Origin of the sequence: Streptomyces sp. NBC_01571, from assembly GCF_026339875.1 — a bacterium.
Taxonomy (GTDB): domain Bacteria; phylum Actinomycetota; class Actinomycetes; order Streptomycetales; family Streptomycetaceae; genus Streptomyces.
Genome location: NZ_JAPEPZ010000001.1, coordinates 8,725,645 through 8,742,621 on the forward strand (window position 1 = coordinate 8,725,645; position 16,977 = coordinate 8,742,621).

Consider the following 16,977-nt stretch of genomic DNA (forward strand, 5'->3'; position numbering starts at 1 on the left):
GCGCGCCGGTCCGTGCTCCGACTGCGCGTGACCGTCGCCGCCCGTGGGGAGCTGTCGCGGGAATGCCGGCGGAACCCGTGTGGTTCTAACCGATGTGGTGGTGAAGGGAACTGTGTCCCCGGGCCTCACCTTCATGCCCATGAGGACGATCGTTCGGCTGAAGCCTCATGGAGCCCTCGCCGCGGAGGCGACCGCCCTTCACTGCCACGCTCGTCGTCGACCCCCGGCCGGGGTACGGCCAGGGCACACGTGACTTCGTCGGTGCGTGATCGCTCGTCCGGGCGGCATCACCGCCTCCGTGCACTCAGGACGCGTTCTCGGTCCCCTTGTCGGTGGAGCGGCGGTACTCGGCGTTGATGCGCTGCGCTTCCTCGAGCTGGTCCTCAAGAATGATGATGCGGCACGCGGCCTCGACCGGGGTGCCCTTGTCCACGAGTTCGCGGGCGCGCGCGGCGATCCGGAGTTGGTAGCGGGAATACCGGCGGTGTCCGCCCTCCGAGCGGAGCGGAGTGATCAACCGGGCCTCGCCGATGGCACGGAGGAATCCGGGGGTGGTGCCGAGCATCTCGGCGGCCCGGCCCATCGTGTACGCGGGGTAGTCGTCGTCGTCCAGACGGCCACCGAGCGGAGTATCTGCTGTCATTTCACCTCGTTGAGCAACGCGTCGAGGGGCCCCGATGCCGTACGGCACCAGGGCCCCGAAGGAAATTCAACACCATCTGTCGGCCTTACTGCTGCGCCGACCTTCTGTTTCCGCTACCCGGCCCCGGTGAGGGGCGGGAGTGCGGGGATCGAGGATGCGTAACCGGGGACCACCTTCCGTTCCGGGGTCGTGCGGTACCCGGCCGAATGGTGCTCGGGCCGGGCGATCCTGATGGCGTCCGTTCCTCCGTTCTTCCTCTGTGTCCACCACGCGTCGCCTGCGTGTCGCAGGTGGCCCCTCCGGTTGCGGGCTCTCCGTGTGGCGGTCATGTCTATGTGAGAAACCTTAGCCACGCTGCCGACCAATGTCTACTCTGACAAAGATAGATTTTGGCGTCGGCGTGTCGCAGGTATCAGGGGGGCCGCAGGTCACCAGGATCGCGTTCGTGCCCCCATCGGCCGGCGACGCCCATAGAATCGGCTTTCATGTCGAACCCTGACGAGCTGCTCGTGGACATCTCCGCCATGGTGGAGTCCGGGCAAAGCAATCAGATGTCGCTGACCGTGGTCGTCGGCGGAGCCGTCATCACCGGCCGGCTGGCTCCCGAAGCCGTGTGGCGGGAGCGTGTCTCGGAGGTCCTGAAGGACTCCGACCACCTCGGCCCGTTCTCCGATGTCTTCACCGCGGGACGGGCGGAGGGCCGGCCGGATCGTGGCGAGCCTCCCACGCATCTGCACTTCCACCTCGCCCGGATCCTGCAGGGCAACGTCGGAATCCCCGAGACGGGCGGGATGTACCGCGTCGCGATCGAGGACGTCAGCGCCTGGACCGTGGGCGACTTCAGCTACTTCGACCAGTGAGACGCCGCGTCGCCGGCTCGTCCCCGCCCGGCCGGGAGTCCGCGTCCGGCCGGGTGCCGTGGCCCGGACGGTGACGCACGACGAGGGCCCGGCCGACATGTGTCGGCCGGGCCCCTCGTCGTGCGTCCTGGCGGCGGCTTCCGTCAGTGGCTTCCGCCCGTTGCTCCGGTCAGGAGTCCGTCGGTCCGCGCGGACGCGCAGTCCTCGGGTCCCCCTGGTTCCCGGCTCGTCAGAGTCCCAGCGGGGCCGGGCTGCCGAGCAGCGCCGACGCGTTCTGCAGCGGCGTGAGGACACGGGTGGGCTGTACGGTCCCGTGGCCGCCCTGGCAGGTGAAGCCGAGGCGGGTCATGGCCCGGGTGACCTCACCGCTGGTGAAGTCGCGGCGGTCCTGACGGGTGATGACCTCGCCCACCTGCTTGACGGGGTAGTGGCGACGACCGATCAGGACGGACTCACCGGTGATCGGCTCGGGCTTGACGCCCTTCATGGAGGCCAGCACCCCGCTCTTGGAGAGGTCGAACGGGAACCTGGCGATGACGCAGCGCATGATGCCTCACAGGGGAACGGGGAAGAGGAGGAAGTGGGTCCGACCGGGTGAGACGGAATCAGCGGGTGAGAGCGAGAGCACCCGGGACGCTGTCGCGTTCACCGGCGCCGAGGACGTCCCGCACCCGGATCCGGTCCGTGTAGCCGGAACTGTCGCGGACGGCGGTGAGCTGGGCCCGGGTGATCGCGCCCGTGCACTGCTCGTCCTCGTCGCACAGGAGCAGGTACCCGACACGGGCACTGGCCATGACGGACAGGGCGACCTCGACGGTCATGTCGTCGCAGACCCGCGGTCCGGATACGTCCATGGCGTCGAGCGGGATCGGGGCGGTGGCGGCGGTGTCCGCCGGGCGTTGCCGCGTCTGAACCGTCGTCAGTGTCAAGGCCAGTGCCAGTGTCAAAGGGTGCCTCCTGCGAAGTGGGGTGAGCTGTCCCGTCACGAAGTGCGAAGCCGCCGGCGGTGGTGCGGCGGTACCCGGCCTAGGCCGCGGAGTCGAGGGCCGACGGCCGCCGTCCCGTACGACGCGCCGCCTCGCCGGCGGACCGTCCCTGCCCGGCGCCGCCGCGCCGGCCCCGGGACGAGCCGGAACCCCGGGACGCGGAGGAACTCCGCGAGGCGGAAGAGGTGCCGCGGCGGGCGCGTTCCACGACCGGCGCGGTGATGACCACCGGTACGCCCGAGGGGGTCTGGGCGCCCGTGATGCGGCTCAACTCCTCCTCGCCCGAACGTACTTGGGTGGTCCGAGGGGTAATGCCGGCCGCAGCCATCAGCCGGCTCATGTCGCGGCGCTGCTGGGGAGTCACCAGCGTGACGACGCTGCCGGACTCACCGGCACGCGCGGTGCGGCCGCCCCGGTGCAGGTAGTCCTTCGGGTCGCTGGGCGGATCGACGTTCACGACCAGGTCGAGATTGTCGACGTGGATCCCGCGTGCCGCGACGTTGGTCGCCACCAGGACCGTCACGTGCCCGGTCTTGAACCGGGCCAGGGTCCGGGTGCGCTGCGGCTGGGACTTGCCCCCGTGCAGGGCCGCGGCGCGGACGCCGCTCTGCAGCAGATGCTCGGTCAGCCGGTCCACGGCGTGCTTGGTGTCCAGGAACATGATCACCCGGCCCTCGCGAGCCGCGATCTCGGTGGTCGTCCGCTGCTTGTCCGCGCCGTGCACATGGAGTACGTGGTGCTCCATGGTGGTGACCGCGCCCGCGGAGGGGTCCACGGAGTGGACCACGGGGTCGGTGAGATAGCGGCGGACCAGCAGGTCGACGTTGCGGTCCAGGGTGGCGGAGAACAGCATCCGCTGGCCCTCGGGGCGTACTTGGTCGAGCAGCGCGGTGACCTGCGGCATGAAGCCCATGTCGGTCATCTGGTCGGCTTCGTCGAGGACGGTGATGTCGACCCGGTCGAGGCGGCAGTCACCACGGTCGATGAGGTCCTTGAGCCGCCCCGGCGTGGCGACGACGACCTCCGCCCCGCCGCGCAGCGCGCCTGCCTGCCTGCCGATCGACATCCCGCCGACCACGGTGGCCAGTCGCAGCCTGACGGCGCGGGCGTACGGGGTGAGCGCGTCGGTGACCTGCTGGGCGAGTTCGCGGGTGGGCACGAGGACGAGGGCCAGCGGCTGCCGGGGCTCGGCGCGGCGGCCGGCCGTACGGGCCAGCAGGGCGAGGCCGAAGGCGAGGGTCTTGCCCGAACCGGTGCGACCGCGGCCGAGCACGTCACGGCCGGCGAGCGAGTTCGGCAGGGTGGCCGCCTGGATCGGGAAGGGTACGGTCACGCCTTCGTGTCCGAGCGCCTCCAACAGCGGGGCGGGCATGGCGAGATCGGCGAACGCCTCGACGGCGGGCAACGCGGGGGTGAGCGTCGCCGGCGGTGCGAACTCGCCCTGCGGCGCGCTCTGCCGACGTCCCTGGCCCTCGGAACGCCGCGGACCTCCGGAGCGGCCGGGGGTCGAGGCACCGAAGCGGCTGCCGCCCCTCGCGGAGCCGGAACCCCCGGTGCGGGTACGGGAGTAGCGGTCGTTCGTGCGCGTGCGGTTCATGCGGAACCTTCCTTGATGCGGCGCGTATCAAGGAATTCCCGCAGCAAATGGCAGCGCAGAGAATCGCAAGAACGAGCCGGGACAGTGCGGAACCGATGCGGATCCGCGAGGGAATGCTCAGGGGAAACGTCGCTCAGAAAAATGGCGCGGTTCCGGTGGCGGAGCTCGGCCACTCCATGGAGAGGGTGGATATGCGCACCCGGAGTGCTGGCGGAGCATTCCCGTGGGTCGGGGAGTGAATCCTGTGCGTCATGCCGCGGGTGAGAACGCCGCGGTCGGGCGGAGAGACCGTGCCCGAAAACGCCGCGAGCCGGGGCCCGCACCCCATGGTGCGGGCCCCAGCTGCGAAGTGCGTGATGCGTCAGGCCGGAACGATGTTCTCGGCCGTGGGGCCCTTCTGGCCCTGAGCGATGTCGAAGGACACCTTCTGGCCTTCCTGGAGCTCACGGAAGCCCTGGGCGGCGATGTTCGAGTAGTGGGCGAAGACGTCGGCGCCGCCGCCGTCCTGCTCGATGAAGCCGAAGCCCTTTTCCGCGTTGAACCACTTCACGGTGCCGGTAGCCATGTAGATCTCCTTCGGGGCGGTGTTCGGAGTGCGCGGTGTGCGGACTCCGCGTCGCCGTGATGATCACCCCGCCGGAAAATGAATCCGGAGATAAAAAGGAGCTCCACCGGCGTGGAAAAGCCGGTGAGGGCACTCGCAAGTTTTAGGGAACCACAACTGCAACTGACATCGACAGTAGCACGGTGCGATCGATCATGTGCGGTGGATAACTCTGCTCCGCCTGTCGGGCGAGGAATCTTCCTTGTGCGTCATATTCATTTCTCACTTCGCTGTCACAGATATTGTGGGCCGGCCGGTGTCCGCGGCCGCGGCAGCACGTGAAGGGTGGGCGTGGCCCCGGGCGCGGGCGACTACGGCCCGACGTGGATGTAGGGAGCCCACAGACTGGGGTTCTCCCGGACCCCCTCGACGTTCTCGCGGATCTCGCGCACCGCCTCGTGCAGCGCGTGTGCCGTGTGCCCGGGGAAGGGGTGGGAGGGGTCGAAGACCGCGTAGAACCGGTCGGTCACCTCCAGGGAGGTGTCGTCCGCGACCGCCCACAGGGTTCCGACGACATGGGTGAACCCGGCCATGTGGAACGCCCCGGTGATGTGCAGCGCCTCGTCGGCGAACTCCCTGCGCCCGCTGGTGGTCTCGCACGCGGAGAGATAGGCCAGTTCCGCTTCCGGGAGCCGGAGCCGGGCGATGTCGGAGAGGGTGAGCGGAGCCGTCGCGTGGTCGTGCAGCACCACGTGACCGGCCGCCGCTCCGGAGAGCGCGCCGACGGCGTGACACGCGAAGTGCGCCCACGCGTGGTGGGGGAGCGCGTCCAGCACGGACTGCCGCACCGCGTCCTCGGCCAGGAGCAGACGGGCGCCCGGTCGTCGGGCCAGCCGCGTCGCCTCCTCCCTCACGCCTTCCAGGGGTGGGGATCCGGCGTCCGGTGCCTCGGCGACAGCGACGATCAGCGGGGCGGTGGGCTCCGGCCGGACCGGGTCCGGGCGTTCGGCCTCGCGCCGCCGGGCGTGCACGAGACTGTTGACGGTCGGGGCGTACGAGCAGACCGCGCGGTCGAGCAGACTCTCCCCGCCGTTCTCGTGCCGGCCGGCCGCGTGCAGTGGCAGCGCGGTGAGCGGGCCCGTCGGAACCCACCACAGGCGGCCCGGTTCTCCCGCGGGATCCTCCCCGGGCCATCCCCAGCCGGCGAGCGCGTCCAGGACCGGTCGGGCCAGGACCGTCCACAGCCATTCGAGTGTCTCCCGGACCTCTGTCTGCGCGTCCCGCTGCGCGGACAACGGCAGGGCGTGGTCGCCCGTCGCCCGGATCGCGGCGAGGAAGGCGTCCGCCCGCCGTTCGGCCTCCGCGTGACGCAGCCCCTCCAGTCGTACGGGCCGCACGTGCCCCTGGTGCAGGACGAGCGCGTCGCAGCGCAGCGGGCTGACGTTGACGACGACGACCGGGCCCGCGTCCGCGATACCGGCGAGCATCTCGTGGGTGCGGGGGAGCCGCAGGAAGCTCTCGCAGCCCGGCACCCGCCGGATCGTCTCCACGAGCCGCTCCCATCGCTCGGCCAGCGCGTGCCGGTCCTCGCCCGTCAACGGGTCCTCCGCCGCGGGGCCGTCCGTCCCGCCCGGCTCCGACGAGGTGAAGACGGCGGCCTCGGGACGGTCGAGCTGTGGGACCAACCACCGCCATTCGGCGAGGAGTTCGTCCGGCACCCGGCTCAGCAGCTCCGAGGTCTCCGTGCGGGCGTCGAGCGCCTGCCCGAGCAGCACGCCGCGACCCTGTTCGAGGAGCCGCAGGGCCAACTCGGCACCGGCCGCGTCCGCGTCGACCGCCTCCGCCCCGGCCGGTTCCGCACGGCCTGGTTCCGCGCCGGCCCCTTCCGCATCGGGCGGCCGGGCGTCGGCGAGGTCCAGCGCACACGCGGCCGCGTCGCCGGCGAGACCCGCGAAGTCGCCCAACTGGCGTGCGCGGTCCATGCGTCCGACGCGGTACGAGGCCGTACGCGGCAGCAGTTCGACCGCGAGCCGGTACGGTTCCATCGCCGCGGCCCGGCCGTGCGCCGGTGAACCCCCGCCGTCGAGGACACTCAGCGCCCACAGCCGCGCGCAGCCCACCCGGACGCTCACGTCCATGGCCGGGTCGCGCGCGGCCCGCCGGTACAGCGCGATCGCCGCGTCCCGGGCCCGCGCGTCGTCCTCGGTCACCGCCTTCGTGGCCAGGGCCGAACCGTGGTGGAGCAGGGCGAGTCCGCGCAGCGCATGCCCTTCGGGGGTGGCGGCGTACGCCTGACCGGTGGCCCGGATCCAGGCCCGCAGGGCCCGTTGCTCGCGCCGCGCCGGACGACGACGGGCGCCGGCGACGGCCGGGACCCCGGCGGCATCGGGGCGTGCGGCCGCACCGGGGCCGGGAGCGCCGGGGTCCGTGACATCGAGGCCGGTGGCACGGCCACCGACGCCGACGAGTTCCAGGCGGCGCACGGTCGCCAGGACCGCGTTGCGCTGGACGAGGTTGGGATGTCCCGCCGGGGTGGCCGCGACCGCACGGCGGGCGGCGCGGGCGGCCTCGCGCAGGTCGGCGGGGTCCGCGCGGGCCGTGTGCCGGTCGGTCAGGACCAGGGCGAGGTTCGACAGGAACCGGGGATACAGCCGGTGGCGCCGGGAGACTCCGGCGAGCACCTCCCGTGCCAGCCCCGCGGCTTCGTCGAGCGCCTCCGGGGCGCCGTCGGGGGACCAGCGGTGGTGGTGGCGGAGGGCCTCGGCGAGGCTGGAGCGGGCCCAGACACCCTCGTCCGTACCCGGTTCGGTACAGGCCACCGCCTCCCGGAAGCGGCTCACGGCCTCGGCGAGCGCGCTGGAATCACCGTGCAGCTGGAAGAGGTTGAGCAGGGCGTCGCCCAGGCTGTTGAGACGGTTGGAGCGCAACGGGCCGCTGGGCGGTGTCGAGACCAGGGCCGTTCTGACGGCGTCGACGGACGCGCCCAGGTCCCGTACGTCGTGGGTGCGCAGCCAGCGCAGTCGCAGTGCGCCGGACAGGTTCGTCCAGTAGGAGGGCGTGGTGACGGTGACTTCCGCTCCGTAGGGGGCCAGAGCCTCACGGAACAGGGTGATGGCGCCGTCCAGGTCCGCCGGTTCCCCGAACCGCTCGTAGCGGGCCCAGAGCACCATCCCGACGCCGTTCATGGCGGCGCTGCGCAGATCGATGTTCTCCGCTCTCGCCAGCAGCGCGTCGAAGAGCACCAGGGCGCGTTCGAGATCGGAGAGGCGGCCGGCCCGCTCGTAGCGGGCGAGCGCCTCCTCGGCACCTCCCAGTACGGCCAGCAACTGCTCGTACCCGGGTGTGCCGAACAGGTCGTACGGGGTGGCCATCAGCGAGCGGGCCGGCCGGCGGACCCCGGAGCGTCGTCCTCGTCGCGCCGCTCCCGGATGCGGCGGGCCATCGCCTCGCCCATCGGGCCGTTCCGCTCGAACCAGGCGGCGGCCTCCTCGCCGCGCCCGAGTGAGAGCAGGGTCAGGGCCAGATTGGCCGTGGCGTCCTGATGGCCGCCCTCCGCCGCCGGGGTGAGTACCTCGACGGCCTCCTCGAGGCGTCCGTCGATCCGTAACTTGACGCCGTACTGGTTCAGTGCCTGAGGGGATCCGGTCTCGGCCGCCCGGCGCAGCTCGGCCTCCGACGGCATCGCGCGGAAGGTGAACCGCGCTCCGTCCGACCCGCCCTGCTCCGCCCCGCGTGCCCGTGCGCGTCGACGCCAGAACATCGGCATCACCCCCCGTGATCGTCGGTGAGCGCCCAGTATCCTCGCAACTCGGTTGTCGTGTAGGGAGGTTGCACGGATGGGTGACACCGGCACCGGTGACGCGAGCGGCGGGGCGACGGCGATGAACGCCGACATCTGCGCCCGGCTGGACCAGATCCGGGACGTCGTTCCCGCCGACCACGGGCCGGAGTTGGAGGAGATCCTCGCGTCGCTGCGGGACGGCGGCGACCCCGCCGCCCCTCAGGCGGAACTGCACCGGCTGCTGCGCCGCAGCGGGGTGGCGGCCGGCCTGCGGGCCTTCCGGGGCGCGGGGATCGGCGGGCTCCCGGCGGCCGTCGAGGGACACCCCGTGGTCGAGGCGTACGTCTGCCCGAGCGATCGGTGCGACCGGCGCAGCCCCGCCCGCAACCAGCCGGTCCCGCCCGTCTGCCGGTTGTACGGCGAGCCGCTGTGCCGTCGCAGGGTCTCGTGAACGCCGTCCTCGCCGAGCTCGGTAAGAACCTCGCCGCGCGCTGGCTCACCTACCTGGTGCCCTCGGGCCTGCTGTTCCTGGCGGTCGCCGGGGCCGGACGGCTGCTCGGCCAGGCGCACTGGTACGACGTCGGGCGGATCACCCGGGCGCTCGACGAGCTGGCCGGACACCCGGCGAGCCGGTCGCCCGGAGGTGTGGTGCTGGCGGCCTCCGCGACGGTGATCGCCTCGGCCGGACTGGGCCTCGCCGCCCAGGCTCTGGGCGGTGTGGTGGAGCGGTGCTGGGCGGGGGACTGGCCGGGCCCCGCGAAGGTCCCGGGGCGCCGGCTGACCGAGCGCAGGCGGCGGAGGTGGCGGGCGGCCGAGGACGCCTACGCGCGGGTGGAGGCGCGAGCCGTCGGGCTGGGGGCGCCGCTCGACCCCGGCACCACCGCAGACCTTGCGCGCCACGCGGCGGCCCGCAACCGGATCTCCCTGGAGGAGCCCGCCCATCCCTGCTGGATCGGTGACCGGGTGCGCGCCCTGGACCTGCGGGTCCACCGGGCGTACCGGCTCGACCTGGAGTCGGCCTGGTCCCGGCTCTGGCTCGTCCTGTCCGCTGACACCCGCACCGAACTGCGCGGCGCGCGTGACGCCTACGACGCGGCCGTCCGGCTGGCCGCCTGGAGCGCGCCCTATCTGCTGGTCGCCGTCCGGTGGTGGCCGGCCGCGCTGATCGCGGTGGGTCTCGGGGCCGTCGGCCTGCGCCGGGGGCGGGCCGCCATGGACGCGTTCGCCGAGCTGGTGGAGTCCGCGGTCGACCTTCACGGCCGTGAACTGGCCCTCGCGCTGGGTGTGTCCTGCCCGGGCCGGCTGGACCGGGAGGCCGGTTCGGAGATCACCGCCATCCTGCGCAAGGGCGTCTGAGACACCGTTCCCGGCGCGGAGGCCGGGGGCGCCGCTGTTCGCATCGCGGACTCCTGCCGGTCACACAAGCGCCACGGGGTCTTCCCCGGCATTCGTTCCTCTTGGAACACTCCCCCCGCGCAGGTCCCATCCCACGCACCACGTCAGGACAAGAGGTCACCCAGTCATGCCTCAAGTGAACCGACGCCGATTCCTCCAACTCGCCGGTGGCACAGCGGCGTTCACCGCACTGTCGAACAGCATCGAGCGTGCCGCCGCACTGCCCGCGCACCACGCGTCCGGCACGATCGACGACGTCGAGCACATCGTCGTGCTGATGCAGGAGAACCGGTCCTTCGACCACTACTTCGGGTCGCTGAGAGGTGTCCGGGGCTTCGGGGACCCGCGTCCGGTCACCCAGCCGAACGGCAAGACGGTCTGGCACCAGTCGGACGGCACCAAGGACGTGCTCCCCTTCCGGCCCGACGCCGACGACCTGGGCCTGCAGTTCGTCCAGGACCTGCCGCACGGCTGGAGCGACGGCCATGCCGCCTTCAACCAGGGCAAGTACGACAAATGGGTGCCGACCAAGTCGTCGACGACGATGGCGTACCTGACGCGTGAGGACATCCCGTTCCACTACGCGCTCGCCGACGCGTTCACGATCTGCGACGCCTACCACTGCTCGTTCATCGGCTCCACCGACCCGAACCGCTACTACATGTGGACGGGTTACACCGGCAACGACGGCAAGGGGGGCGGCCCGGTCCTCGGCAACGACGAGGCGGGGTACGACTGGACGACGTACCCGGAGCGGCTGGAAGCGGCCGGGGTGTCGTGGAAGATCTACCAGGACGTCGGCGACGGCCTGGACGCGAACGGCTCCTGGGGCTGGATCCCGGACGCCTATCGGGGCAACTACGGCGACAACTCGCTGCTGTACTTCAACCAGTACCGCAACGCCAAGCCCGGTGACCCGCTCTACGACAAGGCGCGTACCGGCACCGACGCCCGCAAGGGCGAGGGCTTCTTCGACCAGCTCAAGGCGGACGTCAAGGGCGGGAAGCTGCCCGAGATATCCTGGGTCGTCGCACCCGAGGCGTTCACCGAGCACCCCAACTGGCCCGCCAACTACGGTGCCTGGTACATCGCGCAGGTGCTGGACGCGCTCACCTCCGACCCCAAGGTGTGGGCGAAGACGGCGCTGTTCATCACGTACGACGAGAACGACGGCTTCTTCGACCATCTGGTGCCGCCCTTCCCGCCGCAGTCCGCCGCGCAGGGCAGGTCGACGGTCGACGTCGGCCCGGATCTGCACAAGGGTGACGCCGCTCACGCCGCCGGGCCCTACGGGCTGGGCCAGCGGGTGCCGATGCTGGTCGTCTCGCCCTGGAGCAAGGGCGGTTACGTCTGTTCCGAGACGCTCGACCACACGTCGATCATCCGGTTCATGGAGCGTCGCTTCGGGGTGCACGAACCCAACATCTCGCCCTGGCGGCGCGCGATCAGCGGCGACCTCACCGCCGCCTTCGACTTCTCCCGCAAGGACACCAAGCCGGTCGCGCTGCCGGACACCGACGGCTACCTGCCGCCGGACCACGACCGTCACCCCGACTATGTGCCGACCCCGCCCGCCAACCCCGTGCTGCCCAGGCAGGAGCGCGGCTCGCGCCCGGCCCGCCCGCTCAAGTACGCACCCCTGGTGGACGGTTCGGCGGACCCGGCGGCCGGGAAGTTCACTCTCACCTTCGGCTCCGGGGCCAAGGCCGGTGCCGCCTTCCTCGTCACCTCCGGCAACCGCACCGACGGCCCCTGGACATACACCGCCGAGGCCGGGAAGACGGTGTCGGACACCTGGAACTCCGCGTACTCGAACGGCTCGTACGACCTGACGGTGCACGGGCCGAACGGCTTCCTGCGGGTCTTCAAGGGCCCCGGCAAGGTCGCGGGACCGGAGGTCACCGCGCGCCACGTCGGCGCCGACGTGGAGCTGACCTTCACCAACAGGGGTTCGGGCACGGCCGATCTGAAGCTCACCGACGGCTACGGAGGGCGGCCCCGTTCGTTCAGGGTGCGGCCGGGCGCGACGGTGCGGCATCGGGTGGATCTGCGGGCGAGCCACCGCTGGTACGACCTGACCGTCGAATCCGCCGCGGGCTTCTCGCGGCGGTTTGCCGGACATGTCGAGAACGGCCGTCCGGGTGTGAGCGACCCCGCGATCGTCACCGGCTGATGGCCGGCGGGACAGGGGTCAATTTCCGGCCGATGCGAGGTAGTGTGCCCCGGTGACCACGCATTCGAACACTCCTGCAGGTTGGTACCCGGATCCGCACGGGGCGCCCAAGACGCTCCGCTACTGGGACGGCTCGCAGTGGACCGAGCACACGAATGCGGACCAGCAGGCCCCGGCCGGACAGCAGGTTCCGCAGCAGGCGCAGCAGCCGTACGGGCAGCCGGCGGCGGCCCCCGACCCGCGCGTGCAGAAGCAGGTGCACCAGCAGGCCGGGGTCGCGTCCGGCGGTGCCGGTGGTGGCACCCTGTTCACCGAGCCGGTCCTGGTGGTGAACCAGAAGGCCAAGCTGATCGAGCTGACCAACGAGTACAAGGTCATGGACCAGCAGGGCAACCAGCTCGGCGCGGTCGTCGAGGTCGGTCAGAGCGGTCTGAAGAAAGCGCTGCGCTTCGTCTCCAGCGTCGACCAGTACATGACGCACAAGCTGGAGATCCGTGACGCCCACGGGCAGCCGGTGCTGCGGCTCACGCGTCCCGCGAAGTTCATCAAGTCGCGGGTGATCGTGGAGCGTCCGGACGGACAGCCGGTCGGCGAGATCGTGCAGCAGAACATGATCGGGAAGATCAACTTCGCGATCAACGTCAACGGCCAGCAGGTCGGCGCCATCAAGGCGGAGAACTGGCGTGCCTGGAACTTCGCCATCGTCGACCACAGCGGCAACGAGGTCGCCCGGATCACCAAGACCTGGGAAGGCCTCGCCAAGACGATGTTCACCACGGCGGACAACTACGTCCTGCAGATCCACTACCAGCTCCCGGAGCCGCTCCTCAGCCTCGTCATCGCGACGGCGCTGACCGTGGACACCGCGCTCAAGCAGGACTCCCGCGGGCTCGGCTGACCTGGCACGGACACAGACGGGGAAGGGCGGCCGCGGATCTCTCCGCGGCCGCCCTTCCCCGTTGCCGTCCTTCTCACAGGGGCGTCAGATGCCCCGGATTCGTCAGACGGCCCGGGTTCGTCGGCTCTCCCGGGTTCGGCTGGTTCGGGACCAACGAGGGCGTGTACTTCGCGGCCTCGGCCTCCAGCGCCAGTACCGCGGCGACCGGGTGCTCGTCGTCCTCGAAGGGCTCGGGCGCGGCGGGCACGCGCTCCGGCGCCGAACGCGACAGCGTCACCACGCCCCAGGACGCCACTCCCGCGCCGAACGCCGCGAGCAGCAGGCCGGCCGGGCCTCCCTGGAGCTTCTCCCCGAGCAGGGAGAGACCGATCGCCGCGGCGGCGACCGGATTGGCGAGCGTCACGACGGCCAGGGGAGCGCCGAGTCCACCCCGGTAGGCGGTCTGCGACAGGAGCAGTCCGGCGGTCGCGAAGGCCGCCACGAGCAGCGCCACCACGATGACCTGCACGCTGAGGATCGGTCCGGAGCGGTCCGTCACGGCCACCGTCACCGTCTGGGTGAGCGCCGAGGCGACACCTGAGGCGAACCCGGAGGCGGTCGCGTGCCGCAGCCCCGGCCGTGTGCCGGGCCGCGACAGGACGCCGATCGCCACGGAGGTGGCGGCGGCCACGGCCAGCGCCTGCGGCACGCTCAGCACGTCGTCGGGCGCCGGCCCGGACGCCGTGACCAGCAGTGCGGACAGCCCGACCAGGGTGAGCGCGGTGCCACGCCACTCGACCGCGCTGACCCGTCGCCCGGCCACCCGCGCGCCGAGCGGTACCGCGGCCACCAGCGTGAGGGCGCCGAGCGGCTGCACCAGCGTGAGCGTTCCGTATTTGAGCGCGGCGACATGCAGCAGCGCTGCGGACGCGTTCAGCGCGACCGACCACCACCACGCGGCGTGGCCGAGCATGCTCAGGACGCCCGGTTCGGTGGTCCGGGACGCGAGCCTTTCCTGTGCCACGGCCGCGGCGGCGTAGGCGACGGCCGAGAACAGGGACAGCACGACGGCGGCGAGCGTGGCGTTCATCGACCTGCCCCCACGAGCTCCGGTACGGACTCCTTGACGTCTCCCGCGACGGCGCGTTCCTGCGCGCGCCCGGCCGTCGTCTCGGTCCGGTGCGGTAGGTGGATCACGGCCAGGGCGACGCCGAGCAGCGCGGCCGCGGCGACGGAGTCGAGCCAGTAGTGGTTCGCGGTGCCGACGATCACCAGCAGGGTGACCAGCGGGTGCAGCAGCCACAGCCAGCGCCAGCGGGAGCGGGTCGCGGCGATCAGACCGATCGCCACCATCAGCGCCCAGCCGAAATGCAGTGAGGGCATCGCCGCGAACTGGTTCGCCATCTCGTCGGTGGCCGGGTGCGCTCCGTACACCGTGGGCCCGTACACCTGTCCGGTGTCCACCAGGCCCGCGACGGCGAGGAGCCGGGGCGGCGCGAGCGGGAAGGTGAGATGCAGCACCAGGGCGGCGGCGGTGATCACGGCCAGGACCCGGCGCGCCCACACGTAGTGGACCGGGCGCCGCAGGTACATCCAGACCAGGAAGGCCGCCGTGGCCGGGAAGTGGACGGTCGCGTAGTAAGCGTTCGCCAGGTGCACCAGGGTGTCGCTGTGCAGCAGCACGCCCTGTACGGCGCCCTCGCCCGGCAGGTGCAGGGACCGTTCCCAGTCCCAGACGTGGCCGGCGTTGCGGAAGGCCTCGGCCGTGTGTCCGGTGGCCAGTTGCCGGCCGACCTTGTAGACGACGAAGAGTCCTGTGACGAGCAGGAGTTCACGGACGAGCGGCGGCCGCCCGGCGGTGTCGCGCCGTGACGGCCGACGTATGGCCGCGGCGGGATCCGGTTCTGCAGGCTCGGTTCGGGAATCCATCCCCCGGCCCCTTTGCTGACGTTCTTGAGTGAGGTGGTGTGCGGTGAGCCCAGGACAGGCTCCACTCGGCGTCTGTTCGACAGGGGGTGGATCCTGACCAAGGCTCATCGATACGACAGTGTACCGATACGACAGTGTACCGATACCAATGCGTTCCGGTACACTGGCGTATCGATTAGACTCTGTGAAACCGACCACCCGCACGAGCGAGGAGAAGACCCATGACGTCGCAGGCCGCGGAGGGACCGGAGTCGGTCATCGCCTCGCGCCGCTCCAAGATCACGCCCGAGCGTGAGCAGGAGTTCTACGACGCCGTGCTCGAACAGATCCGTGCGTGCGGATACGACGCGTTCACCATGGAAGGCGTGGCCGCGAGCACACGCTGCAGCAAGTCCACGCTGTACCGGCAGTGGAAGACGAAGCCCCAGTTCGTGGCCGCCGCACTGCGCGCCAACCAGTGCCCGCGGTTCTCGGGAATCGACACGGGCTCGCTCGTCGGCGATCTGCGCGCGATGGCACGCGCCGCCGGGGACTGGTCGGGCCGTGACACCCAGCTGCTCCAGGCACTCGGCCACGCCGTGCTGCAGGACAAGGAGCTGCGGGAGGCCCTGCGCGAGGCGCTCATCGAGCCCGAGATCGGCGCGGTCAAGCAGATCATCGCCCGCGGGGTCGCCCGGGGCGAGGTCCCCGCCGACCACCCGGCGCTCGAGTTCATCCCGGCGCAGCTGTTCGGTGTGGTGCGGGTGCGTCCGGTTCTGGAGGGCGAGTACGCGGACGCGGCGTATCTCACACAGTTCGTGGAGGCCGTGGTGATTCCGGCACTGGGCCTGACCTGAGACCCAGGTCGCCGTCCGCGGGATGACCGGACGTCGGCCTGCTCGCGCCGCACCGTGGGGACGGGGGCGGCGCGCACCCCCGGCCGGGTGGGGCTCCTCTTGAGCGGAGAGGGGCTCCACCCGGCCGATCTGTGTCCGGGGGCGGGCGCGGGGAGGCGCGGGCGCGGTGGTCAGACGTTCTGTCCGTCGCCGCCCGCTCCGGACGCCGGCTTGATGCCCTTGGTGATGTCGTCGATCACGGACTGCTGAGGACCCTTGGAGCCGGCGTCGACGCCGAAGCGGACGACGACCAGCGACTTGGGGTCGGCGGGGGAGGGGAGGACGAGTGATTCGACGTAACCGTCGTCGCCCTTGCTGGTGACGACCTTCCAGCGGACGAGATAGCCCTTCTCGCCGGCCACGGTGACCGCCCTGGACGCGAGTTCCGTGTGCGACGTGATCTTCCCGTATCCCTTGCCGTAGGACTCCTGGGCGTTCTTGGAGATGTCCTCCTTGGCCGCCGCCTCCGGCGTGGTGGACTTGATGCCCTGGTACCGCGCGGGTGCCGAGTACGCGCCGCCCCGCTGACACTTCTGCGAGGTGTCGCCAGGGCACTTGTAGGTGTCCTTGGTCGACAGCACCGCGCTCGCCATGCCGCTCTGGCCGGTCCAGTTGTCGGGCACCGGCATGCTGATGCCGCTGTACGCGTCTGTGGCGTAACCGTCCTCGGTCCGCGGCACCCCTGACCGGCCCGGCGCCGGGGTCTGCCCCTCCGGTCCGCCCGAGCCACCTGATCCGCCCGAGCCGCCGGGAGCGCCGCCCGGGCCGCCCTCCGGTCCGCCCGCGCCGCCGAAGCCGCCCTGGCCGTTCTGCCCGCCGGGCCTCTGGGCGTCGGCGCTGTTCCCGCCGTTGCCGTCGTTCTTGGTGAGGGCGTACACACCGCCCCCGATGCCCGCGAGGACCGCGATCGCGGCGGCGACGGCGATGCCGGTGCGCAGCCCGCGCCGTCGGGGCCCGGGGGGAAGGACCGGGTACGGTCCGGCGGCCGGCGGCTGTCCCGGGGGACCCCACGAGGCGCCGGACCCGAGGGGGCGGGTCTGCTCCGTCCATGCCCTGCCGTCCCACCAGCGTTCGGTGGCGGGACTGTCACTTGTCTGCCCGGGGTCGGGATACCAGCCGGGGGGAGTCACCTGCGTCATGGACCCCACCGTATGAGCCCTGGGTGAAAGGCGGATGAGAGGGGACCGGTCGACCGTCCGCGGAGACCGCACCCCTCGCCCGGTACGCGTCGGCGGGCGCCGGCGGCGTGTCCTGCGCGTCGCCCACCCCGTACGACGTCCCGTGCGGCGGGCCGGCCACCCCCATCTGCCCAACTCC

General features: G+C 71.6%; 16 protein-coding genes. 6 read left to right on the forward strand and 10 right to left on the reverse strand.

Going from position 1 to position 16,977, the window contains the following annotated elements; all coding sequences use genetic code 11:
- Positions 1–304 precede the first annotated feature (304 nt).
- Positions 305–643 carry a MerR family transcriptional regulator gene (locus OHB41_RS39060; RefSeq protein WP_266704190.1) on the reverse strand — a complete coding sequence of 113 codons (339 nt, stop codon included), beginning with the start codon at positions 641–643 and terminating at the stop codon, positions 305–307.
- Positions 644–1,128: 485 nt separating this feature from the next.
- On the opposite strand from OHB41_RS39060, the gene OHB41_RS39065 reads away from it, so the two are divergent.
- On the forward strand, positions 1,129–1,503 hold the full coding sequence (locus OHB41_RS39065; protein ID WP_266704192.1) for a GvpU-like protein: 375 nt from the start codon (positions 1,129–1,131) through the stop codon (positions 1,501–1,503).
- 229 nt (positions 1,504–1,732) lie between these two features.
- Here the strand turns inward: OHB41_RS39065 and OHB41_RS39070 are convergent, their stop codons facing one another.
- The 6 genes from OHB41_RS39070 to OHB41_RS39095 all read right to left on the reverse strand — a co-directional run bounded on the left by OHB41_RS39070 (position 1,733) and on the right by OHB41_RS39095 (position 8,390).
- A complete protein-coding gene (locus OHB41_RS39070; RefSeq protein WP_266704194.1) occupies positions 1,733–2,050 on the reverse strand; it encodes an SCO5918 family protein in 318 nt (105 codons plus the stop codon).
- A gap of 58 nt (positions 2,051–2,108) precedes the next feature.
- Positions 2,109–2,450, reverse strand: coding sequence for a CBS domain-containing protein (locus OHB41_RS39075; protein ID WP_451289670.1), 342 nt, complete (start codon positions 2,448–2,450; stop codon positions 2,109–2,111).
- Positions 2,451–2,529: 79 nt separating this feature from the next.
- A complete protein-coding gene (locus tag OHB41_RS39080; protein WP_266704196.1) occupies positions 2,530–4,086 on the reverse strand; it encodes a DEAD/DEAH box helicase in 1,557 nt (518 codons plus the stop codon).
- A gap of 361 nt (positions 4,087–4,447) precedes the next feature.
- Positions 4,448–4,651: a cold-shock protein gene (locus tag OHB41_RS39085; RefSeq protein ID WP_030224351.1), complete on the reverse strand. Its 204-nt coding sequence runs from the start codon at positions 4,649–4,651 to the stop codon at positions 4,448–4,450.
- 350 nt (positions 4,652–5,001) lie between these two features.
- Positions 5,002–8,001: a CHAT domain-containing protein gene (locus OHB41_RS39090; RefSeq protein ID WP_266704198.1), complete on the reverse strand. Its 3,000-nt coding sequence runs from the start codon at positions 7,999–8,001 to the stop codon at positions 5,002–5,004.
- Positions 8,001–8,390, reverse strand: a complete 390-nt coding sequence (locus OHB41_RS39095) for a hypothetical protein (protein ID WP_266704200.1) — start codon at positions 8,388–8,390, stop codon at positions 8,001–8,003. The genes OHB41_RS39090 and OHB41_RS39095 overlap by 1 nt, the downstream gene beginning before the upstream one ends.
- Positions 8,391–8,466: 76 nt before the next feature.
- Between OHB41_RS39095 and OHB41_RS39100 the strand changes: the two genes are divergently transcribed.
- The 4 genes from OHB41_RS39100 (at position 8,467) to OHB41_RS39115 (ending at position 12,877) form a co-directional block, all read left to right on the forward strand.
- Positions 8,467–8,862, forward strand: a complete 396-nt coding sequence (locus tag OHB41_RS39100) for a hypothetical protein (protein ID WP_266704202.1) — start codon at positions 8,467–8,469, stop codon at positions 8,860–8,862.
- Positions 8,841–9,767 carry a hypothetical protein gene (locus OHB41_RS39105; RefSeq protein ID WP_266704204.1) on the forward strand — a complete coding sequence of 309 codons (927 nt, stop codon included), beginning with the start codon at positions 8,841–8,843 and terminating at the stop codon, positions 9,765–9,767. The genes OHB41_RS39100 and OHB41_RS39105 overlap by 22 nt, the downstream gene beginning before the upstream one ends.
- Positions 9,768–9,933: 166 nt before the next feature.
- A complete protein-coding gene (locus tag OHB41_RS39110; protein WP_266704206.1) occupies positions 9,934–11,979 on the forward strand; it encodes a phosphocholine-specific phospholipase C in 2,046 nt (681 codons plus the stop codon).
- 52 nt (positions 11,980–12,031) lie between these two features.
- Positions 12,032–12,877, forward strand: a complete 846-nt coding sequence (locus tag OHB41_RS39115; protein WP_266704208.1) for an LURP-one-related family protein — start codon at positions 12,032–12,034, stop codon at positions 12,875–12,877.
- Between the two features lie 73 nt (positions 12,878–12,950).
- Here OHB41_RS39115 and OHB41_RS39120 read toward each other — a convergent pair whose 3' ends face one another.
- Positions 12,951–13,946, reverse strand: a complete 996-nt coding sequence (locus OHB41_RS39120) for a DMT family transporter (protein ID WP_266704210.1) — start codon at positions 13,944–13,946, stop codon at positions 12,951–12,953.
- Complete coding sequence (locus OHB41_RS39125) at positions 13,943–14,785, reverse strand: phosphatase PAP2 family protein (protein WP_266704212.1); 843 nt, start codon at positions 14,783–14,785, stop codon at positions 13,943–13,945. Before OHB41_RS39125 ends, OHB41_RS39120 begins: the two co-directional genes overlap by 4 nt.
- A gap of 221 nt (positions 14,786–15,006) precedes the next feature.
- Here OHB41_RS39125 and OHB41_RS39130 point away from each other — a divergent pair, with 221 nt between their 5' ends.
- Positions 15,007–15,621 carry a TetR/AcrR family transcriptional regulator gene (locus OHB41_RS39130; RefSeq protein WP_266704214.1) on the forward strand — a complete coding sequence of 205 codons (615 nt, stop codon included), beginning with the start codon at positions 15,007–15,009 and terminating at the stop codon, positions 15,619–15,621.
- A 170-nt stretch (positions 15,622–15,791) separates the two neighbouring features.
- Here the strand turns inward: OHB41_RS39130 and OHB41_RS39135 are convergent, their stop codons facing one another.
- Entirely contained in the window at positions 15,792–16,799 is a 1,008-nt protein-coding gene (locus tag OHB41_RS39135; RefSeq protein WP_266704216.1) for a DUF2510 domain-containing protein, read from the reverse strand.
- Positions 16,800–16,977: the final 178 nt, after the last annotated feature.